The organism is uncultured Ilumatobacter sp., assembly GCF_963980585.1.
Taxonomy (GTDB): domain Bacteria; phylum Actinomycetota; class Acidimicrobiia; order Acidimicrobiales; family Ilumatobacteraceae; genus Ilumatobacter_A.
Map to the genome: position 1 here is coordinate 1 of NZ_CAXCAM010000027.1, position 23,368 is coordinate 23,368.

Sequence of the window (23,368 nt, forward strand, 5' to 3'; positions counted from 1 at the left end):
ATGACCCAAACGTGGCCGAGTCGCTCAAGCCGTATTACCGCCAGTTCTGCAAGCGGCCGTGCTTCCATGACGAATACCTGCCGACGTTCAATCGGCCGAACGTGCATTTGGTCGACACCGAGGGCAAGGGCGTCGACCGCTTCACCGAGACGGGGTTGGTCGCGAACGGCGAGCACTACGAACTTGACTGCATCATCTTCGCTACCGGTTTCGAAGTCGGCACGACGTATACCCGACGTTCCGGATATGACATTGTCGGGCGCGGCGGGCAGGTGCTCAGCGACAAGTGGGCTGACGGTCTGCGCACGTTGCACGGTCTCCAGACTGAGGGGTTCCCAAACGCGTTCTTCCTCGGTTTCACGCAAGGCGCGGTGACCGTCAATGTGCCGCAGACGCTCAATGAGCAGGCGGTGCACGTCACGTACTTGCTTGACCAGGTGCGGTCTCAGGGTGGGACGCAGGTCGAGGCCACGAAGGAAGGCGAAGACGCGTGGGTCGCTGAGATGCATGCCAAAGCCCGCATGGGGTCACGCTTCCGGGCGGAGTGCACGCCCGGCTACTACAACAACGAGGGCGCGGCGGAGAACCCGAATGGTTTTTTCAGTGCCAGCTACGGCGGGGGCCCGGTGAAGTTCTTCGAGATGATGACGCAGTGGCGTGAGTCCGGCGACCTCGACGGTTGCGAGATCACCTGATCTTCACTGGATGTCGGCGCGAATGGCGGTGCCGAAGATGGCGTCTGCCAGCTGCGACCAGTACACGTCGGGAATGTCGTGGCCCATTTGACCAAACACCACGAGGTCGGCGCCAGGAATGGCAGCAGCGGTTGCTTCGCCGCCCGACAGTGTGATGAGCGAATCCTCGCGGCCATGGACCACGAGGGTTGGAACCTTGACGGCTCCGAGCCGCTCGGTGCGGTCGCCGGTGGCGGCGATGGCCGCGATCTGGAACGCCGATCCGGCCGGGTGGAAGCAGCGGTCGTACGCCTCAATGGCGCGTCCTCGTGCTTCGGTCTCGTCGAAGAGGGGTCCGCAGATGATGCGCGATGTCGTGATGTTGGCCTCGATCGCTCCGTTTCGGTCGGTCGGCGGTGGAGTGAGCAATGCGCCGAGCGCCGCCGCGTCTGGTTGGCCCACATCGGAGGCACCGGTGGTTGACATGATGCTGGTCAACGACAGCACTCGCTCGGGGTGCTCGATCGCCATCATTTGCACGATCATCCCGCCCATCGATGCCCCGACGATGTGCGCCGCTGAGATGCCGAGCGCATCGAGCAGGCCGACTGCGGCGGCGGCCATTGTCGTGAGGGTGTACGGCGCTTCGACCGGCTCGCCGGCCATTGACTGCACGTAGAGCGCCATCACATCCGGGGGGTCCCCGGCAGTCTTGGTCGACAGTCCGACATCGCGGTTGTCGAACCGGATCACGCGGAAACCGCGCTCGAGCAGTTCGGAGATGAACCCCGTGCTCCACAGGGTCATCTGTGCACCGAGACCCATCACCAACAGCAACGGTGGCGCATCGTCGGGGCCGAAGCTCTCGTAACAGATGTCGATGTCGTTCACAGTGGTCGTGGGCATCGCAGGATCATGGCGCCCAGTGCGCTGAGTTACTCGGTTCAGTTCGTGAAAGGGACGTCAGGGAGGGGGATTTTCGCGACGTCGACCTCGTCGTTGGTGGCAAGGTGCAGCAGGAAGCTGCCGATGCCTGCAGCGCCCTGCATGTAGCCGGTCTGCGACTCGACGAAGTCGGGGCGGCTGCGATGCTCGGCCTGCTCCCACCAGCGCCTACTGCCATCGACGGTGCTTCTCTCGATGATGACCGCAGCGATCCGCCGGGCCACGTCGAGGTACGCAGGATTGCCGGTGGACCGGTGCAGCCACAGTGCGTAATCACCGATGCCCGCATCACCGCAGCACTGCCCGAAGTTGTTCCACAACCCCGTGCTGCGCGACTCGGGTGCGCCGGTTGCAAGCAGGCCGCGCATGTTCGTGTGCAGCCACTCAAGCCAGTGATCGTCGCCAGTGATCTCGTGCAACAGATACATCAGTCGGCCAGTGCCGGGTGGGCCATGACACACCCCGAGGTAGTACAGCCCCGGATTCTGGTCGGTATGGCACACGAGATGGCCGCCAGCATTGTCAACCGTGTGCGCTTCGACGTACCCAGCTGCAGCGATCGCCACGTCGAGATAGCGCTGCTCGCCTGTCGCACGGTGCAGATCGGCGAGGAAGTAGGCGACGCCAGCAGCACCGTGTGCGAAGTTCGGCGCGTCGAACGGGAAGGGCATGTCGGCCATCATCAGCCAGTTCGGGCCGCCCTCGCCATCGACCGACATCTCGATCAAACGGTCAGCGGTCTTGATGGCCCATTCGAGGGCATGGGGATCGAGCGCGTTGCGGTGGGCGTAGAGAAACCCGATGCCGGCGCCTGCTGCGCCGATACTGAGGTCGAGTACTTCGCGTTCGCCGGTGATGCCCGTGATGTCCGAGAACGGAATCGGCTCGATCCAACCAATGCCGGAACCGAGCTGCTGGGATTGGTCAGCCATCTTGCGAACCAGCCCGGCAGCAGCGTCTCGAAACTTGCCCTGCGCGCTTGCCTTCGCCAGCTCGTTGAGGACGAACAGGTCGCCCGGCAGACCGCTGTAGATCGCCACCGAGACGTCACCATCGTCGAGTGACGCAAGGATCTCGTTACCGCCGCTGATTGCCGTGTCGAGATAGTGCTGCTCGCCGGTGGCGCGATGGAGCTCAAGATAGAAGAGCACGACGCCTGCGCTGCCGTGATACAGCGTGTGCCGGCTGGGCCCTCCGCCGGGAACTCGCGACCAGGTTGGACCGGCCGCGCCGTCGACCTGACACGACGCAATGAATGCCTCGACTTCGAGTGCCTGCTGCAAGATGTCCTGATCGGCCATGAACGGAAACTACCGATTGGTCGTGAGGGTGCTGCCAGTGGCAGCGCTGCCTCAGTCGTCGAAGCCGACGAAGTTGACGACGTCGTCGTTTGCGGCGCGACGCGAGACCACGTCGTTTGCGACGAAGTCGGTGTTGGGGTACCCCATCGCAACGCACGTCATGATGACTTCGTCTTCCGGGATGTTGGCATGCTCGCGAACGACGCTCGACTGCATGATGCCTTGGCCGTTGATGACGCAACCGAGACCTTTTGAGGTTGCGGCGAGCACGAGCCCGTAGGTCGCGGCGCCGCAGTCAAAGTGAGCGACCGTGTCGTCGGCCAACGCGCGGTCGATCGTGACGACCACTGAAACCGGAGCGTCGAACTGGCGGAAGCCACGCATCACCCAGTCTTGGCGGCGGGCCTTGTCGTCGCGTTCGATGCCCATTGCTTCAAAGAGCTGAATCGCGATCTCGACCTGGCGATCGCGGTGCACGCCTTGGTATCCGTGATCGGCCATTTTGATCTCGCGATCCACTGCAGCTCCGGCCATCATGCGCTCGGTGTTGCCTTCCCGAATGAGTTCGAGTGGTGCACCGGTGACCGCATGAAAGTTCCACGGCTGCGTGTTCATCGATGACGGTGCCCGCTTGGCAATTTCGATGATCTCCGCCATCAGCTGCTGGGGAATCGGGTCGGGCTTGTAGCCGCGGATACTCCGTCGCGTCGCGACGAGGGTTTCAAAATCGAGGGTCTGCGTCATGCACCGATTCTGCTCGGTGCGGAGCGCTCGGAGCGATTCGACGGTTTCGACGTCCGAGGGGCGGCGGGTACCGTGGCGGCCATGGCTGAACAAATGGTGTCCGTGACCCGAGAGATCAAGGCATCTCCGGAGGTGATCTTCGACCTGCTCGCCGATCCGGCACGTCACGCTGACTTTGATGGCTCGGGCATGCTGCAGCAAGTTCGTGGCGACTCAGGCCGACTTGAACTCGACTCGAAGTTCGGGATGGACATGAAAATGGGGCCGTTGCCATATCGCATCTCAAGCAAGGTCGTCGAGTTCGACGAGGGCACGCTGATCGCATGGGCGCACAGGGGCAAGCACCGCTGGCGCTACGAGCTCGAGTCCATCGACGGTGGGGCTGCCACCAAGGTGACCGAGACGTTCGACTGGTCGACCGCAGTGATCCCGAAGGCGATCGAACTGGCGGGCTATCCCAAGAAGCATCCGGTCGCAATGGAAGCGACACTCGAACGACTCGCAGCGCTCGTCGAGAAGTAAGCCGTCGGGCCGCCCAGCCCTGGGTGAAGACAGGCGCCGCGATGGCGATTACGTTCGGTCCCTATGAGCATCCTTGGGACGCGTGTTGTCCGCAAAGAAGACCCTGATCTCCTGACGGTCGGCGGCAAGTACGTCGACGACCTTGCGCCAGGTAACGCGCTCCACGCGACCTTTGTTCGGGCGTCGGTCGCGCATGCCGAGATCGTCAACATCGACGTCAGCGACGCACTCGAACTTGATGGCGTCGTCGCGGTGTTCACTGCTGCCGATCTTGGCCTTGAGCCACAGTCGCCGGGTATGCCGATGCTCAACCAGGTGATGACTCGCACCTGGCTTGCGTCCGACCGCATGCGATATGTCGGCGAACCGCTTGCAGTCATCCTCTCCACTTCGGCATCGGTCGGCGCCGATGCAGCGGACCTTGTGGTGGTCGAGGATGAACCGCTGCCGGTCGTGGTGACCGCGCGTGATGCGGTGCGCGACGAGACGCTGCTCTTCCCTGAGGCCGGCACGAATGTCACCTTTGCGCATCCGTCGTCGTCGGGCGACGACTTCTTCGAGGGGTGCGACGTCACCGTCGATCTCACGTTCCGCAACCAACGACTGGCGCCCTGTCCGCTCGAACCGCGTGCCACCGTCGCGGTGTGGTCGACGGGCGACGATGGTCGTCCCTTCCTCACCCAGTGGGCGACCACGCAGGGGGCGCACGGCACGCGTGACACGCTTGCCGCAGCGACCGGTGTCGACGCCGATCAGGTCCGCGTGATCTGTCCCGACGTTGGTGGTGGCTTCGGCGCGAAGAATGGCGGGTACCCCGAAGACATCATCGTGTCGCTCGTCGCGCGAATGCTTGATCGGCCCGTGCGCTGGGCTGAGACACGGTGGGAGAGCATGCTCGGCCTCGTCCACGGCCGAGGCTGCGAGTTCGACGCATCGGTCGGCGGGACGCGCGATGGGCGGATCACTCACTACCGCGTCCACGAGACCCAAGACGGCGGGGCGTATCCGCTCGTCGGGGCGGTACTGCCGTTCATCACGCGGCAAATGGCGACCGGTGTCTACGACATTGCCAACGTCGACTATTCATTTCAGTCTGCGGTCACCAACACCGTGCCGATGGGCGCCTATCGCGGTGCCGGTCGCCCCGAAGCAGCGCACGCGATCGAGCGGATGGTCGACCGCTTCGCTGCCGAGATCGACATGGACCCCGCTGAGGTGCGCCGCAGAAACTTCATTGCCCCCAGCGACTTTCCCTTCACCACGCCGATGGGTGCCTCGATGGACTCGGGTGAGTACGCAACGGCACTCGACGCGGTCCTCGACGCGGCCGACTATGGCGCCCTACGCGCGGAACAACAGCGTCGGCGCACCGACCCGTCGGCACCACTCCTCGGCCTCGGCTGGGCCGCGTATGTGGAAATCGCCAATCCGATGGCCAACTCTGAATATGGCAGCGTGGAGATTCAACCCGACGGGTCAGCGATTGTGCTCACCGGATCGTCGTCGCACGGGCAAGGCCATCACACCGCATTCGCACAGCTGACCGCCGAGCTGACGGGTATCGACATCGACCGAATCGAGGTCCGTCACGGCGACACCGCCGAGGTGCCACGCGGTGGGGGCACCGGCGGTTCGAAGTCGCTCCAGGCCGGGGGGAGCGCGGTGTGGCAGGCAACCGAGGCCGTGGTTGAGCGCGCCAAAGCAATCGCTGCGGAGTTGCTTGAGGCCGACGCGGCCGACATCGTGCTCGACACCGACACCGGGTTGTTCTCGGTCGCCGGGACACCGGCCATCGGCAAGTCGTGGAGCGACATCGCAGGTCACGAAGCCGAAACGACCGACGTGATGTTGCGTGCCGAGATCGACTTCCAGCCGCCTGGTGCGACCTTTCCGTTCGGTGTCCATCTCTCGGTGGTCGAGGTCGACAAGGACACCGGGAATGTCACGATCAGCCGACACATCGCGTGCGACGATGCCGGCACCATGGTCAACCCACTGCTCGTCGAAGGACAGGTGCACGGTGGCGTCGCGTCGGGGATTGCACAGGCGCTGATGGAGGAGTTCGTCTACAACGAAGACGGCAACCCGCAGACTGCCAACCTGGCCGAGTACGCGCTCGTCTCGGCTGCCGAGCTCCCGATGTTCGAACGGATCCCGCAAGAGACGCCGACCCCGCGCAACCCGCTCGGCGCGAAGGGCATCGGTGAATCCGGCACGATCGGTGCAACACCGGCGGTGCAGAACGCTGTGATCGATGCGCTCGCCCACCTTGGTGTGCAGCACATCGACATTCCGGCCACCGCCGAGCGGGTGTGGCGCGCGATGAACTGAGCGTCAGCCCCCGACGTCCTCGGCAAGCTGCACGATGGCTTCGTGCTCGTACGTCGCGACGGGCTGGCCGTCTGCGCTGATACGAACGTCGAGGATCGCCCGCTCGCCGGCACGAGAGTCAAATCGATCGACGACGACTGCGGTTGCTTCGAGCGTTGCGCCGAATCGGGCGACCCCGTGATGTAGGAGATGACTGCGGACGTGAATCCACGAACCGGTCACGATCTGTTCGTGGAAGAACTGGTTGGCGATGCGCATCCACGTCACTGGATGGAGGATCTGGTCGTCGGAGTAGATCGGGAGATCGTCACCGGCCCGTGTCGCGTACGTTGCCCACGACTCGTCGGCGACGAACTCGATCGGGACGAGCTGCTCGCCCACGCCGGTGCAGCGCTCGGGCGGGCTGCCCACGCGAGCCACGGTGCACGCTGAGCGCGTCACTCCGTCGACCTGCGCTTCGACCGTCCCGCTGTTGCGTCCAGCGGCAGTCGGGACGTAGTTGACGAGGTCGTGGTCGAAAATGGGAGAGCGGAATCGAACGTGCGCGCCGCCTCCACGCAACCAGTCGGGGCCCCACGCTGCTGCGGGGACGTGCGTCATGTAGGCGTAGACGGTGACGCCTGCAACGAGCGCAGACGGGAAGCCGGCAGCTCGCGCTCCGGCGTCGGTGTGGATGGCATTGTCCGCATGTTCGGGCAGGTTGACAGCGGGTGCCGACCAGGCGGCGAGTTCGGTGGCATCGCTCATCCGGTCAGTATGGACCGACGCGTGTCGTCAACTCGATGCCGGGAGCGATGCGCATCAAGGAGCGGACAGCCAGCGGAGGGTCCGGTGTGGTCCAATCATCGGTTCATCACAGGCGACCCGTGGTGAGTGACGAGCTTCCACTCACCTTCGTGGTCGCGGACGAACAGGTTCGTGGCGGCGATGGTTCCGGCACCGTTGGCGTCGACGAGGTTCTCGTCGAGCGTCACCCAGGCAATGTCGCCCTTGGTCGAGATCGACTCGTTGGTCAAGATGAACTGGCTCTGGCCGGGACCCCGGAAGATGCCGACCCATGACTGCAGTACGTCGTCCCAGCCACGCAGGATCGGCCAGCCGGGATGCACACAGACGACACGATCGCTGTGCTCCCAGATCGCTGTCATGGCCTCGATATCGCGCGTCTCATGCGCGATGTAGAACGACTGATTCGCTGCGCTGACCCGATCGATGTCCGTCATGCGAGACGCGCTCCGATCACTGGCAGGGTCCGTCGATCGACATACAGCAGTGCCAGTGACGCTGTTCCCATGATTCCGGCGGCGCAGAAGCCGAGGGCAACGCTTGAACCGTGCGAAATCAAGGCACCACCGAGCAGGGGACCAAACACGCGGCCCAGTGCCATCACGGCTTGCGCGTCGCCTGCGCGCTCAGCGGGATACGCCGACCGAGATGCGAGCAGTCCGAACACCGCCGGTGTCGCCATAAAGAAGACAAACCCCCACGCCACCAGCCCAAACCCGAACAGCCACTGGTTGCGGACGCTGGCGAGCAGGATGGCCATCAGTGCTGTGCAGAAGTACCAGAAACCTGCCGGGCCTCGGTTGCCGCGCCATCTGGCCGCCGGGATGGCCACCAGTGAGTTGCAGCTGAACAGGATCGACACGGTGAACGGGTCGAGGCCGTTCAGCTCGGTGCCGATCGCCGCGGCGAAGATGAACACTGATGAGCCGCCGAGCGTGATGAAGGTGAGGGCGATCAGAATGACCCGGGCGGCGCGAGTCGGTGCATGCCGGTCACGGCGGCCTTGGCGTTCGGTGCGCGGGACGGTGCGCGGGACTTTGTGCGCGAACAGCAGGGGAGTCGCGGTCACCGCTGCCAGCACGACGAAGAGCCAATCGATCCCGATGGACTGGATCAGCGCCGACACCGCAGGAGCGGTGATGACACCGACCAGCGGGCCGATCACCGCAACATCGCCGGTCTTTTCTGCATCACCGAACGCGGCTTGCCACCCGAACCATGCGGCCAACCCCAGCGACAGGCCGCTGAGCAATCGTGCGCCCGAGAGCGCCAGCAGCGTCGGCGCAATTGCCGACAGCAGGTTTGCCGCGCAGCCGAGCAGTGCGCCGCCGATGAACACCGCTCGGATCGGTGTCAGGTAGCGGCCGCCCAGGAAGGAAGCGACGACGAACCCCAACAGCTGTGTTGTCGAGATCCAGCCAACCGTCCCGATCGATACGTCGCGCTGTTCTGCGACCCCGGCGAGGAGGAACGGCGTCGAGACGAACACGACGGTGCTCGAGGCAATGGCGACCAGGAGCGCTGGTGCAACCGAGGGTCGTAGCGCCGAGAGCAGCCTGACGGGAACCTGCATTCAGCTGGTCTCCGGCGAGCGAGCGTGTGGCGATGTCACGCGAGGCGTGACTTGACCAGGTCGGCGACGCGGCGACCATCGGCGCGCCCGGCAACCTCGGCGTTGATTGCCTTCATGGCCCGACCCATGTCGGCCTTCTCAACGAACCCGTTTGCTTGCATGACGTCGGCGACGATTGACTCGAGCTGTTCGTCGGTCATCGCTGCAGGGAGGTATCCCTCGATGATTTCCTGCTCGGACCGCTCGGCAGCAGCGCGATCAGCGGCGTTGCCGGCATCGAAGGCTTCAGCAGCATCGATACGCCGCTTGACCTGCGCCTTGAGCACCGCCATCACACCATCGTCGTCGAGTTCCTTCGCCGTGTCACCGGAGACCTGTGCTTCTTGCACCGCAGCGATGATCGAGCGCAACGTCCGCTGGCGGACCGAGTCGCGAGCCTTCGTGGCAACGTTGAGGTCGGTTCGGATCTGCTCGATCAACATGAACACCATTGTGGCCGAGCGGCGAGCGGTTCGGGTGATTGGTTGTGCGACGGGGCCGAGCTGATTGCCAGATTGACCGTCGATGAACGGCAGGCTCAGTCGCTGTCGCGTGTACTTCCGCTGCGCGCTGCGTCGGCGGCTTCAGCGGCCGCTGCCTCGGCCTCGCCGATGACTGGCGGAACGTAGCCGTGCTCGTCGCGGAGGTCCTGGCGTCCCTGCTCGATGGCGGCTCGGACCTTCTCGCGCAGCTCGGGCAGATCGTTCTCGGTCAGCCCCTCTGTTGGAATCGGTTCGAGCACGCGGACCTCCGCCCGAGCGCGTCCGAGGCGCCAGTCGCTCTTGCGCAGGCAGTCGCGGGTGCCATGCACCGCCATCGGAAGGATCGGGTGTTGCCCTTCGATCGCGAGCTTGAACGCTCCCGCCCGAAACTTGCGCATCTCGCCTGTCCGCGAGCGGGTGCCCTCAGGGAAAATCATGACCGACACGTTCGTGTCGAGGCGCTCACGTGCTTGATCGAGAGCCGCTCGCCCTGATGTGGTGTCGCCACGTTCGAGCGGGATGTCTCGTGCCAGCCGCATCATCCAGCCGAGTACTGGGATCCTCATGATCTCGGCCTTGGACAGCCACTTGAACTCTGTCGGCAGGTGCGAGATGAGCAGGATGTCGACGAAACTCTCGTGGTTCGCGACGGCCACGTAGGGGCGCCGCATGTCGTCGGGAAGCGAGCCGGACGTCGAGAACTTCCAGAGCGGACTCAACGCGGAGTGAATTGGCGTGAGCTTGCGGAACACATAGCCGGCGGCGTACGCGCCCTTGTCAAACGGCATCGTCACCAACCGGACGACGGCGACGATCGGCGTGAATATCAGCACCAGCGCTCCGAGCACCAGCCAGCTCCAGATGCTGAGCACCGATCGGACCACCTTCGATTCCATCTCGCCGAGCATAGGCAAGCCGTCGTAGATGGCCCTTGGTGGGACGTCACTCAGTGACGTCTGCTCTCCCGACCCCGCCGTTAACGGGCTCGCCGCGGTGGCTGGGCGCTGGGGCGGATTGGAGCGCTACGAGAGAAAAGGTGTGCGCTCGACGAAGAGGTCGGCGGCCTGCGTGGTCTGCGTGATTGCGTCGACGGCGAGGATCACTGCGGCAGCGGTATAGGACGTGTGTTCATCGAACGGGAACAGCACGCGGCCCTCGTCGCCGCCATGCACGATGCCGGTCCAGTACGCACCAGCGGTTGCAGCATCCGGCGTTGCGGTCAGCGGTGCGCCCGACGGCGACATGTTGCGGTGTGGCTGTGTCCATCGGAGCAGATCGGTTGCCGTCGTCATGTCGCCGAGGGTGGCGTAGGCGATCGCGCACTCGGCGGTCTCAGATGCGGTGATCCAAGGCTCGTCGTCGACGCATCGAACGCCCAGTCCCTCCATCACGAAGCGGTCCCACCCGTCGGCCATCCGGGCCTTGGCGTGTGCGCCGGTGAGGGCGCTGGTCAGCACGGGGTAATACCAGTCCATTGCCCACCGATCTTTCGGCTGGAAGGCGTGGGGCTGGGTGCGGATGACCTCGCACATCGTTGCTGCAGCTCGGCTCCAGTCAGGTCGCGGCTCGCCGAGTGCCTCGCCGATGTGTGAGCCGCAGCGCAGCGCGTGCTGGATGCTGGCCGTTCCAGTCAGTAGGGCGTAGTCCCACGGTTGTCCGTCGGGTTCAACGGCCCACAGTGGAACACCGTCATCGCGGCGCAGCGACATGACGAAGTCCAGTGCCCGAACAACGGTGGGCCACATGTTCTCTGCGAATCCGCGATCCCACGTACTGCGCCAGTGGTGCCACACGCCCGTGGCGATGTAGGCGCACACGTTCGAGTCGAGTTTGGCATCCTCGACCGACCCGTCGGGCCGGTAGTAGGCGTGCCAGCTGCCGTCGTCGCGTTGGATTTCAGCAAGCCACTCGTAGGCATGCTCCGCCTCTTTGTGCAGACCGGCCACGTCGAGTGCCATTGCGGATTCGATGTGGTTCCATGGATCGCTGTGGCCGCCGGGAAACCACTGGATCATGCCAGACGGCAGCTGGAGCGATGCCAGGTGTTCGGCCGTTGCGCGGATCTCGTCGGCGGTCGCGACACCGTCGAGGAAGGGAGTGGCACTCATCTCGCCACCTCCACCGGATCAGGCTTGGGGTCTGTCCCGATGGGTGATGTCGCGGGCTTGTGTCCGTAGAGGACGATGCTCTTGCCGAGTGCTGGTGAGAGGACTTTCTCGGCGATCTTCGTCGACCTGGGCTGCGTCATGATGTCCCACTCGAGAAATTCGCGGTACTTCGTCACGAGCGGATGATCGTCGTTTGTCGGCCCGACCGCGCACTTCAACCACCAGTACGGCGAATGCAGCGCATGTGCACGGTGCTGTCCCCGCGGGTCGAGGCCGGCGGTGACGAGCTTGGCTTTCAACTCGGTCGCAGAGTAGATCCGCACATGCCCGCCGACGCTGATCGGTGCGTGGTACTCATCGCTGAGCATCCAGTTGATCTTCTCTGGCAGCCAAGCAGGCACGGTGGCCGCGAACATGCCGCCGGGTTTGAGGACGCGCACCATCTCGGAGATGGCCGCAACATCGTCTTGGATGTGTTCGAGAACTTCTGAAGTGATGACGACGTCGAACGCTCCGTCGTCGAACGGCAGCTTGGTCGCGTCTCCACGAAGAACACCCTTGAACCGCTCGACGTCGATGTCACCGGCGGCGACCATGGCGCCGAGGGTCGCCCGTGTTTGGACGACCTCGTCTTCGGCGTAGTCCAGCGCGACCACGTCAGCGCCGCGCCGAGCGCACTCGAAGACGTGGCGGCCGAAGCCGGCCCCGACATCGAGGACTCTGTCACCGGGCGCGAGGCCGAGTTTGTCGAACTTGATCGTCAGCATGTCGCAGTGCGTCCTATTTGATTCGCCCGTTGCGCTTCAGCTTGGCGATGTTGTCGGGCATGGCGAGTACCTCGCGGTACTGCTCGACGGTCTGCTCGGCGCACAGCCGCCAGGTCCACCGGTCGAGAACTCGTTGGCGGCCGGCCGCGCCGATCCGCGCCCGGGCCTCGGGATTGTCGAGGCCGCGCTTGAGCGCATCGACAAGGCTGCCCACGTCGCCGGCCTTGCAACCGAACACGGTCTCGCCGTCGGTCCCCGTGACTTCGGGAAGTGCGCCGCCGTCGGTCGCGACGAGTGGCGTACCAGAGCACATTGCTTCAATCGCCGGCAGCGAGAAGCCTTCGTAGAGCGACGGGACGACGGCCAACTCGGCTTCGGAGTACAGCTCGACGATGCGTTCGTCGGTCACGCCGGAAACGAACTCGATATGCGGTTTCAGACCGAGCGAGTCGATGAGATCCATCGAGTGGCCCGGACGCGGCTTGCCGATGATCGTCAGCGTGACATCGCGCTCAGTGCGCAGCTTGGCCATTGCTTCGAGCAGGTATGACAGGCCCTTCAGTGCCACGTCGGCCGATGCCGTGGTGATGAGGTGTTCTGGACGGCGCTGCACATGGTCGAGTGGCTTGAAGAGGTCGGGGTCGACGCCGACCGGCACCAGACGCATCCGATCTTTCGAGACGCCCATGTCGGTGTGGATGTCGTCGATCGAGTTCTGGCTGACGACGACGATGCGCGGCAACTTCGACGCGACGTTGCCCTGCATCTTGACGAATGAATACCAGCGTCCGACCGACCACCGCTTGTACCGGTTCTTCGCGTGCTCCATTTCGAGCTTGCGGTCCTTGGTGATTGGGTGGTGGAGCGTGACGATGGTGGGAATTTGCTCTTCGATCTTCAGGATCCCGTAGCCAAGACACTGGTTGTCGTGGACGAGATCGAATTCCGTCGCGCGAGGAAGCAGATTGCGCTTGGCCCGCGAACTGAATGCCATCGGCTCGGGAAAGACGCCGGTGAGGTACTGCGCCATCTCGAGCAGGTCGTCACGGTTCTTGATCTCCCAGAAGCCAGGAACACGACCGGGGTAGTGGTCGTTGAAGGTGTCGAGGCTGGGAAGCTTGGTCAGCGGAACCCGTTCGTCGAGCACGGGGTACGGCTGCCCGCCGAGGACTTCGATCGTGTGTCCGAGGTCCGCCAACGCCTTCGTCAGGTGGCGGGTGTAGACGCCCTGCCCGCCGACGTGGGGCTTGCCGCGATAGGTCAGATATGCGAGCTTCAGGGGCTCACTGGGGTCCAGGAGCCGGTGGTATCCCGCCGATGACATTCGGAATACGATATCGGCGCCTTGTTACCGTCTGGTAACGGAGCGGCACGGAGTGACAAGCGGCAAACGTCGCCCGGTTGCCTGCCGCGTGAGGTTCTCAACCGGTGCTTCCGACGTCACCAACCGACGGTCATCGTTCGTCGGAGGGGGTGCGTCGTGGTGACGATCTGCGGCCGCACATTGAACGCATCTGGAGGCCCCGACTGCGGTTCGACGCAGGTGGCGTGCAGCGGATGGTCGTAGACAACCCAGTGGTCACAGTCCGAGCTGAGCGTCACGTGGGTCACCTCTGGACGGTCGTAGTGCAGCGTGACTGGTGCGGTGTTGACGAAGCAATCATCCCACGGCGGGTTGGACGGGGCGACGAGTCGGCCCGTGGGGAGCCCGACCCCGTCGCGTTCGTACATCGCATCAGGATGGAAGCTGAGAGAGTCGGGCTTGCGCCACCACGGGTGCCAGCCGATCTCGGCGGGAAATGGAGGAGCGTGATCGCTGTGGGGGGCGACGGTGACGGAGAGATCGCACCGGAGCTGATGGTCAAGCACCTCGATCCGTTGATGCGCGACGCCACCGAAGGTCCATCCGCTGCCTGGCTGGTCGAGTGGACAACTGATCGCCACCGTCGACTCGGTCTGTTCGTCGACGGTCCACGCAGCGTTGTGCACCGTGCCGTGCATTGCATGCTGGCGGTCAGCAGCGCCGACGCCGCTGTCGTCCTGATTGAGTCGCACGTGGTGGTCGGTGTCGAACCAGCGAAAGGTGCCACCCCGCAACCGGCCTGCCCACGGCGCCATGGGGTACGAACCCCAACCGATGTTGTCGACGTCGCGATTCGACGGGTCGGGCACATCGGCCAGCAACGGCACGTCACCGACCGTGATCTGAGCAAGGCGACCGCCGTGCGTCAGGTCGACGTCAACCGTCACCGTTGGGCCCGTTGTGTCGGGGGAAGAACTGGACACGAGTCGCACCGTTGAACTCATGGTCCCGAATCTACGACCTGGCAGGCTGTGCGGATGCGAGCTTTGGTGCAACGGGTGATTCGGGCCGAGGTGAAGAGCCGAGCGGCGGACAGCAGCGAGTGGTCTGTCGCAGGTGCAATTGGACCCGGACTGTGTGTCTTCGTCGGTGCGACGCACGATGACACGGCGGCGCAGGCCGACAAGTTGGCGGGCAAGATCTGGGGGCTTCGGATCCTCGACGACAGTGAGTGCGTCATGAATCGTTCGCTCAGCGACGTCCACGAGACGGGTGGCCCGGCGGCGGTACTCATTGTCAGCCAGTTCACGCTCTACGGCGACACACGAAAGGGCCGTCGACCGAGTTGGATTGACGCCGCCCGTCCAGAGCACGCGGAGCCGCTGGTCGACCGCGTGGCCGACCAGTTGCGATCACTCGGCGCCACGGTTGCGACCGGTGTCTTCCGCACCGAGATGAACGTCGACTTGACCAACGATGGTCCTGTCACCCTGATGCTCGAAGTGTGAGTGTCGCCTCCTGTGAGAGGCACCGGATGGAGTGATCAGACGGTTTCGGCCTCGGCGAGGTATTGCCCGAGCGTCAGAACTGGTCGGCGGTCATCGCGAAGAGGTCGTCAGCTCCGGCCATGACGGTGGCGGCGAGTCCGGAGGTGGTCGGGAGAATCTGTTCGCCGAAGAATCGAGCGCTGACGATTTTGCTGTCGTAGAACGATCGATCGGTATCGCTCACGTCGCCGCTGTCGAGCTGCGCTTGGGCTGCCAGCGCTGCCTTGCCGGCCAACGCACCACACAGCGCGGTACCGAGGAGCCGGGTGTATGGGCTGGCGCCGCCGAGCTTGTCGAGGACATCGTCGTTGGCGTTGAGCCAGTCACTGGATCGCCGAGCGTCATCGAAGCTTGCGGTGAGTTGTCGTGCGAACTTCTCCATTGTCGGGTCGTTGGCAAGCGCGGCAATCGTGTCGTCAAAGCTCGCGAGGAACTCGTTGACCGTGCTGCCCTCGTCGCCTCCGAGCTTGCGCATCACAAGGTCCTGTCCTTGGATGCCGTTGGTGCCCTCGTAGATGGCGGCGATACGAATGTCGCGCAAGTACTGGGCCGCGCCGGTCTCTTCGACGTAGCCCATGCCACCAAAGATCTGGAGTGCGATCGAGGTGAGTTCATTGCCGATATCGGCGCCGATCGACTTCGACATCGGGATCAGCAACGCAGCGAGGCGCGTCGACCATTCAGCCACGGCAGGATCTGACGATCGCGACCTGTCGAGCGTCGCGCCGTTGAAGTACATGAGGTAGCGCATGGCGTCGATCCATGCCCGCTGGGTCATCAACATTCGGCGGACATCGGGATGCTCGATAATCGGGCTCTGGACGCCACGCTCAGCGCCGGGGGCGGTGCCCTGCAACCGTTCGTGGGCGTACGCCAGGCTGTGCTGGTAGGCCATTTCCGCGAGTGAGAGACCTTGCAGCCCGACGGAGAGTCGGGCGTTGTTCATCATCGTGAACATGTTGGCCATGCCGGTGAACTCGTCGCCGACGAGCCAGCCGATCGCGCCGTCCTGTTTCTCACCGAAGCTGAGGACGCAGGTGGGCGAGCCGTGGATGCCGAGCTTGTGCTCGATGGAGACGACCTCAACGTCGTTGCGATCACCGAGGGACCCGTCTTCGTTCGGTATGAACTTGGGAACGAGGAACATTGAGATACCGCGGGTGCCCGGCTTGGCATCGGGTGTGCGCGCCAACACGAGGTGGATGATGTTCTCGGTGAGGTCTTGCTCGCCGTGCGTGATCCAGATCTTCGTGCCGGTGATGGCATAGGAGCCATCACCGCGGTCGGTTGGTACGGCCTTGGTCGCGACAGCGCCGACGTCTGAACCGGCCTGCGGCTCAGACAGGTTCATCGTCCCGGACCATTCGCCGGTGAGCATCTTCGGGAGGTATGTCGCCTGCTGCTCATTGGAGCCGTGATGTTGCAGGGCGTCGATCGCGCCCTGGGTCAGCAGGTTGCACAACGACAGCGACATGTTGGCTGAGGTGAACATCTCCTGCACGGCGAGTGCCACCAGCCAGGGAAAGCCGCCGCCGCCGAAATCGGGCTCAAACGGAATGGCATTGAAGCCTGAATCGACGAGCTTGGCGTAGGCGCTCCGGAACGACTCGGGGGTACTGACTGCCGCCCAGCCATCATCGGTATCAGCACCAGCGATCCATTGTGCGCCGATCTGGTCGCCGTCGACGTTGGTGGGTGCGATGACCTCGGCGGCGAAACGGCCGACTTCGTCAAGCACCGCGAACACCATGTCGGTCTCGACGTGGTCGAATTCGTCAAGCTTGAGCAGGCCGGGCAAGTCGCAGACTTCGTCGAAAGCGAATCTGATGTCCCGCAGTGGCGGGGCGTATTCCGTCATGTCTCCATTCGACCAGAAATGTGAGGCAATGGCTACCGGTGCCGAACATCGCGGACCTTGGGAGGCGTCAGTCTGGGAACCCGGGGACGCCCTCGTCGAGCTGCACGCCTGCGCTGTTCAGGAAGCCGGATACCAGCCGATAGAAACCGGCGACGACGAGCAGTTCGACGAGCTCGGCCTCAGACCACCGGGTGACAAGACGTTCCCATGTCGCATCGGTGACGCAGTCGTCGTCGCTGAGCTCGTCGGACATGGCGATGAGCGCCGCGTCATCGGCGGACCAGGGGTGGCCGTCGGGTGCTTTGGTGAGTGCGGAAATTTCCTCGTCGGTCACGCCGGCTTGTCGGCCGATGATCGTGTGCTGGCCGAACTCGTAGACCGCTTTGGCGTTCCAGCCGATCCGCAGGATCACTAGCTCGCGTTCACGCGCTGGCAGCAACCCCTTGTTGAGGAGGTACCCGCCCAGCAGGTTGAAGCGCTTCAGCAGCTTGGGATGTCGAGCAAGGGCGCCGAAGATGTTGAGTGGCGTGCCGTCGTGAGTGAGTGCGCCAGACAGGATCTCTGCGAGTTCGGGGTCGACCGAGTCGGGAGACCGATCGGCGGCGAGATCGACGGGCGTGATGCGGGGCTCGGTGGGGCGCTCGGTCATCGCCTTACCGTACGAAGTCGGTCCGCTGCGCGCCGAGGCGCGCCGCTGACGTGTCAGCCGGCGGCTTCTTTCTTGGCGGAGCGTTCTTCGGCGCGCTGGTCGATCAGGTCGCGGAGTGCCGCCGTGTCGTCGGCTGTCCAGCCGTCTGGGGATTCGAGCTGCACCCATCCATCGACGACATTTGATCCATAGCGGTGACCGTGGCCGGCAGGGACGTCCATCGAAAAGGCCATGTCGGCGGCAACTTGGAAGAACGACACCGCAGGAATCCACACCATGTCCGGGTTGATGTCCGGGCCGCGTTCACCTTCGAGCCACGATGGCTTGCTCCAGAGGAGTGCCGGGTTGAAATAGGTGATCGGGTCAGATGAATTCTGGAGGTACACAACGCGGGGCTGCGGCCAGTCGTCGGGATCATCCAACAACTCCGGGTCGGTCAGATCAGATGGCTCGACCGCGAATCGGAACGACTCGCCGCCGTTGACGATCGGTCGCCAGCTCGGAGACCCCTCATCACGTTCGTCGACGAGCAGGGTGTGGAGTGGATTGACGAACGTGGGACCGACGAGCAGTGCCCCGTCGACGTTGGCGAGCAGGTTCTCCGGGCTGGTGAAGGCCGACTCCGTGCCGAACGAACCGAGGCTTTCGCCGAAGACAAGCAGTGTTGGGCGTTCCTCGGGGGTCATCGACGAAATGCGGTCGTCAATGGCGGTGATCATCTGTTCTCCCGCCTCGGCCGCCTTGGACCGGTCGACGAGAAACGACACCCAGCTGGGGAGGTACGAATACTGCATCGCGACCTGGGCGGTGTCACCGCCGTGAAGGAATTCGATGCTGTCGACAACATTCTCATCGACCCACCCGGTCCCCGTCGTGGTGTTGACCACGAGCACTGACCGGTCGAACGCATTGGTGCGTTCGAGTTCAGCCATCGCCAGGGCAACACGGTCACGTGTGTCGTCTGCAGATTCGAGGCCGACGTAGACCCGAATCGGCTCCATCGCTTCGGCGCCGGTGAACGTCTCGATGTCGGCGGCCGTTGGGCCGCCGCCGTCACCGGCGAAATCGCGACCCTTCGTTCCCATCGAGTCCCAGTCGACCAGCGAGTTCTCGCCACCGCTGCGCATCTCGGAGTCGGGTTGGGTGATCCATGGGCTTGTCCCGCGATCGGTGAGCGAGTAGGCGCTGTTGATCGATGAGATCATGCCGTCGAAGAGGACACCTTGCGCGAACCCGGCGACCAAGAGGGCCATCGTGACGACGCTCACGTTCACGGTCACGTGGTGCGGAAAGAATCGGTCTCCAAACCGGATGAGTGCTCGAGTCCCGCCTCTGATAAATCGGGCGATCATCAAGAAGAAGGCAGAGACAGACACGGTGAGCACGACGATGAGGAACCATTCGGTGGCGCGGAGGCCGTCCATCTCCATCGCAGCTCGCACGTCGTCTTGCCAGGCCGCCCCGTAGTAGAGAAACAGGCCGCCCATGACGAGGGTCGAGCCGGCCAATGTCCACCATGCCCGATGCTTGAATGTGGCCGATGGCTCCCGCCGTATGAGCTTGCGGACGATTGAGGACAGCAGGCTTCCGAACCCGTAGCCGATCGCCACAGCAACGCCGCTGACGACCCCTTGCATCAGCGCCGCTCGCGGGAGCAGCGATGGGGTCATCGACAGGCAGAAAAAACCAGACCGCCGGCGAGACCGCCGAAGCACAGGCGTCGCGTGAAGACCCACCGCATCCGCCACAGCCGGCGCCGGCTCGGTGCATCGCCCGCGTCGGTCAAGTCAGAAGCCGACTCGCCGACCGTGAGGTCATCTTGGACTTCGTCGCTCAGTGCACTGTCCACCAGGACGATTCAACCAGACGAAGCCGGGCGGCGGGGGCCCGACGGGGTGAATGGGTCTTGAGTCCCATTTTTGCGTCGAGCCGGAAGCGCCGTCGTTAGGGCTCGGTGATGTGTGGCTCGCCGCTGACGCCGGTGGCTTGGTCGCGGCGTGCGAGCAGGATGGATGCAGCGAGCACGACGACGAGTAACCAGATGAACGGGCCGTCGCCGAGTTGGGTGTACCACGTGTTGCCGGTGCGCATCTCGACGTCGGCATACAGCACGCGCTGCTCGCTCACCGATGTGCGCTGGAGCACATCGCCGTCACTGTTGATGACTGCGCTGAACCCGGTCGGGGCTGCCTGGACGACCCATCGACCCGTCTCAATGGCACGGAGTCTGCTCGATGCCACCTGCTGGCTCTGCACGATGGTGCCCGTATAGCTCGCACCATTGGTCGGGTTGATGATGATCGTGGCGCCGTCGGTGACACCCTCGCGGGCTCTGCCACCGAAGAACACTTCCCACGAGATCACCGTGGCGAGTTGCACCGGTTCGGCCTGGCTCTCGACATCGAACGTGAGGACGGCTCGCTCGGTGCCTGGCACTGCCTCGCCGACCTGGTCGACCGCGCTCGTGATCTTTTCGAGCACACCTCGGAGCGGTACGTACTCGCCGAACGGTACGCGACGGACTTTGTCGTATCGGCCGGCGAGCTCGCCGTCGGGCATCACCACGACCTGGGCGTTGGTGTACCGACGCGCGGTTGGGTCATCAGCGCGGGCGTCCTCGGTGATTCCGACAACAATGGGAGCGCCCAGCCTGTTCGCCTCTGCGGCGACGAGGTCGCGAATGGGCGAGTTTGAGAAGTCCTCAAATTCGGGAGTGCTTCGGAGGTCGTTCACGTCGATCGTGTTCTCGGGCCACAGCACGAAGTCGAGGTCGCGGTCGGCATCGATCGTCGCCGTTGCTTCGAGGTGGCGTTCCGTGACCAGCGACGAGGGAACCTCGAGTGCGCTCGTCCCCTGCTTGCCGCCGCCCTGAACAACAGCAACCGACAGCGTGCCGCCCGTCGCAGCGCCGCTCGGAGCGACGAACGACAACAAGATGACCAAGGCAACCGCAATGCGTCCGATGAAGTTGGGGAGCACGGTGCGGTCGCCGTCGCGGAGCTGGCGGATCGCTGCCCACACGCCAGGTTGGGTGTCGGCGAGGACGAATCCGATCTGGAACACAACCCAGGTCAGCAGAATCACGCCGCCGACACTCGCGAGCGGAGCAAGCGGACCGCCGACTTGGGAGACACCCATCGTGGCCAGAGGTACGCCACCGAACGGCAGCGAGAGCCGTATGGCTTCGACCAGGGTGTGCGCCGCCGGGCGCCCAATCACGCCCCAGCGACCAGCCGGAGCGACCCCTGCCGCAACGGCGTGATACGTCGTGAAGATCAGGCCGGCGGCGACATAGCCAGGTGGCGTCAACTGCACCATCCAGCCCATGCCGAGATACATCCAGCCGGCACCGAAGAGTGCGCCGATGCGGACTCGTTCCCATCTGGTCTGCGCTGTGCGGAGACAGACTTCGAACAGCATGACGCCGATGATTGCCAGCGGCCAGAAGCCCCAGGGTGGAAGCGAGAGTGCGGTCAGCGCGCCTGCGCCGAGCGCGAGAGCCGGACGTGCGACGCGTTGGTGTCGCGGGCGAGGCGGGCGCGGATCGACTGCGGTGTCGACGTCAGGCCCGGCAGTGGAACCGGTGTCGATGCTCAACTCAGCTCAAGGTTGACGACGATGCGCTGTCGGGTCGACCCAGGTGGGTGGCAGGCGAACAGCGTGGCAGTGGGGGTATCGGTCGGATCGACAATCCAGATCGCGTCGGGATCGACGATCTGTGTGCCCGTGACCGTGTATTCGATGAGGCCTGCCGCGGTGGTGAACTCGACGACGTCACCTGCGACGAGTTGGTCGAGGTCTCGGAACGGGGCGTCGTGGCTGGTCCGATGGCCGGCGACGACGACGTTGCCGACCTCGCCGGGCATCGCACTGCCTGGCCAGTGACCAGGGCCGTTGTCGAGTGTGGTGAGCCGGATGCCCTCGAGCAGCGGCGTATCAATGCCGAGCTTCGGAATGGCGATGCCGCCGATCTCAACATGGTCCTCGTGGCCGCGGGGATCGAGAGGCGGATCGATCGGCTGCTTGAGCGGTGCTTCGAGCACTGTCGCCGCCGGGGCAACCGTGGTCGTCGGCATGAATGTCGTCGGTGTGACGGTGGTGGGCGTGATTGATGATGCTGGTGTGTTCGTGGCGTTGGCGTCGATGAACACCGGTGACGTGGTGGCCGTGGTCTGCTCGTTGTCGATCGAGGTCGTGTCGGGGTCGCCGCCGAGGCCCATCAAGAACACGGTGCCGACGATCAGCACGGGGACAGCTCCGAGCGCGGTAATCATCCCGGTGCGCCGCGCCGCATTTTCGGGCGCTGTGTCGTCGGGCGTCATCGAACTCATTGGCCAATCAGTCTGGCAGAGAACGGAGGTTCTGTGCAGCTCGTTGCCCGATCGCTGCGCCGTGTCGGATGCATGCGGGGATCCCGATGCCACGGTATGCCGCGCCAGCAACGAACAAGCCGGATGGCAGGGCTGCCTCGACGGCATCGACCCAGCGTGCGTGGTGTGGGCGGTACTGGGCAAACGCACCGGGCCAGCGGCTGATTCGTATTTCCCGGGGCGTGAATCGGACGCCAAGATGGAGGCTGAGGTCGTCGAGGACTCGTTCGACGACCTCGTCGTCGGAGAACTGGAGCGCGGGCTGGCCATCTCGGCCGAGCGACACGCGCAGGATCTGCCCTCCGTCCGGCGGCTGCCAGTGGCCCCACTTCTGGGAGCCGAACGAGGCGGCGGTCACCGACCGTTGCACAGGCTTGGGGACGAGATACCCACTTCGTCCCGCGAACCGGTAGGGCCATTCGCCTGCATCGACATGCAGAGTGACCATGATGACGTCGGCCGTTTCGGCAGCGCCGAGCGCGGCCGATGCCTCGGGAGCTACCGCGGCCAACAGCGAGGATGCGACCGGAGCAGGTGTGGCCAGGATCACCGCACCGAAGTGCTGATCGTCGACGTCCCAGCCAGCTCCAGCTGCGGTGATCGACCCGACCGCGTGGCCCAGCTGAAGCGTGCCGCCAGCTGCAACCACGGCGTCTGCAGTCGCGCGAGTCAGATCGGCGACACCACGGCTTGGTGCTGCGAAAATCGGTGCGGATGCAGCGGTGGCTGTGCCGGCAGCCTGTCGTGACGCTCTGGCGCCGAGGAGCAGGCTGCGGTTCGCCCGCGCCAGCGCGTCGAGTTGTGGGACCTCGGCCAAGCTGAAACGGTCGGTGTCGGTGGCGTAGATGCTGCCGACGAGCGCGTCGACGAGGCGTTCATGAACCTCGTTGCCGAAACGGGCCCTGACGAACTCGCCGATCGAGTCGGAGTCGAGTGACGTGCGAGGTAGGAGTGGTTCCAACGCTGCGCGGAGCTTGCCCCGCCAGGTGAGCAGTCCGGTCGTGGCCATCGGGCCGATCTTGCCCGGCACACCGAGCAGGAGGCCGTCGGGAATCGGGTGGAGAGCCTGGTGCCAGACGGCAGCACCAACGGGTTCGGGGTGGACGAGTGCTTTGCCAAGGCCCACATCGGCGGCCAGGGCAATGCCTTCAGGAACGCGAGCAAGGAATGCATCAGCGCCTTCGTCGATTTCGGGAACCCCGGCGAATGGTGAACTACGAATCCGTCCACCGACCCGGTCGCCGCGCTCGAAGATCGTCACGTCCACCCCATCGGTGGCGAGTCGGTGTGCTGCCGCCAATCCGGCGATGCCGCCGCCGACGACGGCGATTCTGTCAGTCATCGGTATCGAGGGTAGAGCTGAATCAAC

Annotated in this window: 21 protein-coding genes and 1 pseudogene; 4 read left to right on the top strand and 18 right to left on the bottom strand. The window is 64.4% G+C overall.

The features are described from left to right. Positions 1-695 (top strand): annotated as a pseudogene (locus ACH2DW_RS09910) (monooxygenase); the annotation flags it as partial. A 3-nt stretch (positions 696-698) separates the two neighbouring features. Here the strand turns inward: ACH2DW_RS09910 and ACH2DW_RS09915 are convergent. The 3 genes from ACH2DW_RS09915 to ACH2DW_RS09925 are packed head-to-tail and all read right to left on the bottom strand — an operon-like array spanning position 699 to position 3,664. Then, complete coding sequence (locus ACH2DW_RS09915) at positions 699-1,580, bottom strand: alpha/beta fold hydrolase (protein ID WP_394929583.1); 882 nt, start codon at positions 1,578-1,580, stop codon at positions 699-701. Positions 1,581-1,618: 38 nt separating this feature from the next. Then, the gene (locus tag ACH2DW_RS09920; protein ID WP_394929584.1) at positions 1,619-2,920 is read right to left on the bottom strand and encodes a lanthionine synthetase LanC family protein; all 1,302 of its coding nucleotides are present in this window, start codon (positions 2,918-2,920) and stop codon (positions 1,619-1,621) included. A 51-nt stretch (positions 2,921-2,971) separates the two neighbouring features. After that, complete coding sequence (locus tag ACH2DW_RS09925) at positions 2,972-3,664, bottom strand: nitroreductase (RefSeq protein WP_394929585.1); 693 nt, start codon at positions 3,662-3,664, stop codon at positions 2,972-2,974. An 81-nt stretch (positions 3,665-3,745) separates the two neighbouring features. Here ACH2DW_RS09925 and ACH2DW_RS09930 point away from each other — a divergent pair, with 81 nt between their 5' ends. Continuing rightward, on the top strand, positions 3,746-4,186 hold the full coding sequence (locus ACH2DW_RS09930; protein ID WP_394929586.1) for an SRPBCC family protein: 441 nt from the start codon (positions 3,746-3,748) through the stop codon (positions 4,184-4,186). Between the two features lie 63 nt (positions 4,187-4,249). Beyond that, the gene (locus ACH2DW_RS09935; RefSeq protein ID WP_394929587.1) at positions 4,250-6,517 is read left to right on the top strand and encodes a xanthine dehydrogenase family protein molybdopterin-binding subunit; all 2,268 of its coding nucleotides are present in this window, start codon (positions 4,250-4,252) and stop codon (positions 6,515-6,517) included. A 3-nt stretch (positions 6,518-6,520) separates the two neighbouring features. On the opposite strand, the gene ACH2DW_RS09940 is transcribed toward ACH2DW_RS09935, so the two are convergent. The 9 genes from ACH2DW_RS09940 to ACH2DW_RS09980 all read right to left on the bottom strand — a co-directional run bounded on the left by ACH2DW_RS09940 (position 6,521) and on the right by ACH2DW_RS09980 (position 14,579). Further along, positions 6,521-7,264 carry a hypothetical protein gene (locus ACH2DW_RS09940; RefSeq protein ID WP_394929588.1) on the bottom strand — a complete coding sequence of 248 codons (744 nt, stop codon included), beginning with the start codon at positions 7,262-7,264 and terminating at the stop codon, positions 6,521-6,523. Positions 7,265-7,359: 95 nt separating this feature from the next. Beyond that, the gene (locus ACH2DW_RS09945) at positions 7,360-7,740 is read right to left on the bottom strand and encodes a nuclear transport factor 2 family protein (protein WP_394929589.1); all 381 of its coding nucleotides are present in this window, start codon (positions 7,738-7,740) and stop codon (positions 7,360-7,362) included. Continuing rightward, positions 7,737-8,876 carry an MFS transporter gene (locus ACH2DW_RS09950; RefSeq protein WP_394929590.1) on the bottom strand — a complete coding sequence of 380 codons (1,140 nt, stop codon included), beginning with the start codon at positions 8,874-8,876 and terminating at the stop codon, positions 7,737-7,739. Before ACH2DW_RS09950 ends, ACH2DW_RS09945 begins: the two co-directional genes overlap by 4 nt. Before the next feature lie 35 nt (positions 8,877-8,911). Then, the gene (locus tag ACH2DW_RS09955) at positions 8,912-9,358 is read right to left on the bottom strand and encodes a GatB/YqeY domain-containing protein (protein ID WP_394929591.1); all 447 of its coding nucleotides are present in this window, start codon (positions 9,356-9,358) and stop codon (positions 8,912-8,914) included. A gap of 95 nt (positions 9,359-9,453) precedes the next feature. Continuing rightward, entirely contained in the window at positions 9,454-10,293 is an 840-nt protein-coding gene (locus tag ACH2DW_RS09960) for a lysophospholipid acyltransferase family protein (protein WP_394929592.1), read from the bottom strand. A 126-nt stretch (positions 10,294-10,419) separates the two neighbouring features. Next, positions 10,420-11,505 carry a prenyltransferase gene (locus tag ACH2DW_RS09965; protein WP_394929593.1) on the bottom strand — a complete coding sequence of 362 codons (1,086 nt, stop codon included), beginning with the start codon at positions 11,503-11,505 and terminating at the stop codon, positions 10,420-10,422. Beyond that, positions 11,502-12,272 (bottom strand): class I SAM-dependent methyltransferase, encoded by a 771-nt coding sequence (locus ACH2DW_RS09970; RefSeq protein WP_394929594.1) that lies wholly within the window; start codon positions 12,270-12,272, stop codon positions 11,502-11,504. The genes ACH2DW_RS09965 and ACH2DW_RS09970 overlap by 4 nt, the downstream gene beginning before the upstream one ends. Before the next feature lie 13 nt (positions 12,273-12,285). Continuing rightward, positions 12,286-13,596 (bottom strand): glycosyltransferase family 4 protein, encoded by a 1,311-nt coding sequence (locus tag ACH2DW_RS09975; protein WP_394929595.1) that lies wholly within the window; start codon positions 13,594-13,596, stop codon positions 12,286-12,288. Positions 13,597-13,712: 116 nt separating this feature from the next. Further along, positions 13,713-14,579 carry an aldose epimerase gene (locus tag ACH2DW_RS09980; RefSeq protein WP_394929596.1) on the bottom strand — a complete coding sequence of 289 codons (867 nt, stop codon included), beginning with the start codon at positions 14,577-14,579 and terminating at the stop codon, positions 13,713-13,715. Between the two features lie 33 nt (positions 14,580-14,612). On the opposite strand from ACH2DW_RS09980, the gene dtd reads away from it, so the two are divergent. After that, positions 14,613-15,083 (top strand): D-aminoacyl-tRNA deacylase, encoded by a 471-nt coding sequence (gene dtd, locus ACH2DW_RS09985; protein WP_394929597.1) that lies wholly within the window; start codon positions 14,613-14,615, stop codon positions 15,081-15,083. Between the two features lie 73 nt (positions 15,084-15,156). On the opposite strand, the gene ACH2DW_RS09990 is transcribed toward dtd, so the two are convergent. From ACH2DW_RS09990 to hemG, 6 genes are all read right to left on the bottom strand, one after another. After that, on the bottom strand, positions 15,157-16,980 hold the full coding sequence (locus tag ACH2DW_RS09990) for an acyl-CoA dehydrogenase (protein ID WP_394929598.1): 1,824 nt from the start codon (positions 16,978-16,980) through the stop codon (positions 15,157-15,159). 67 nt (positions 16,981-17,047) lie between these two features. Beyond that, on the bottom strand, positions 17,048-17,629 hold the full coding sequence (locus ACH2DW_RS09995; RefSeq protein WP_394929599.1) for a carboxymuconolactone decarboxylase family protein: 582 nt from the start codon (positions 17,627-17,629) through the stop codon (positions 17,048-17,050). Positions 17,630-17,682: 53 nt separating this feature from the next. Then, positions 17,683-19,299, bottom strand: a complete 1,617-nt coding sequence (locus tag ACH2DW_RS10000; protein ID WP_394929600.1) for an alpha/beta hydrolase — start codon at positions 19,297-19,299, stop codon at positions 17,683-17,685. A gap of 274 nt (positions 19,300-19,573) precedes the next feature. Next, on the bottom strand, positions 19,574-21,226 hold the full coding sequence (gene lnt / locus ACH2DW_RS10005; protein ID WP_394929601.1) for an apolipoprotein N-acyltransferase: 1,653 nt from the start codon (positions 21,224-21,226) through the stop codon (positions 19,574-19,576). After that, the gene (locus tag ACH2DW_RS10010) at positions 21,223-21,960 is read right to left on the bottom strand and encodes a sortase (protein ID WP_394929602.1); all 738 of its coding nucleotides are present in this window, start codon (positions 21,958-21,960) and stop codon (positions 21,223-21,225) included. The genes lnt and ACH2DW_RS10010 overlap by 4 nt, the downstream gene beginning before the upstream one ends. A gap of 7 nt (positions 21,961-21,967) precedes the next feature. After that, positions 21,968-23,341 carry a protoporphyrinogen oxidase gene (hemG, locus tag ACH2DW_RS10015; RefSeq protein WP_394929603.1) on the bottom strand — a complete coding sequence of 458 codons (1,374 nt, stop codon included), beginning with the start codon at positions 23,339-23,341 and terminating at the stop codon, positions 21,968-21,970. Positions 23,342-23,368: the final 27 nt, after the last annotated feature.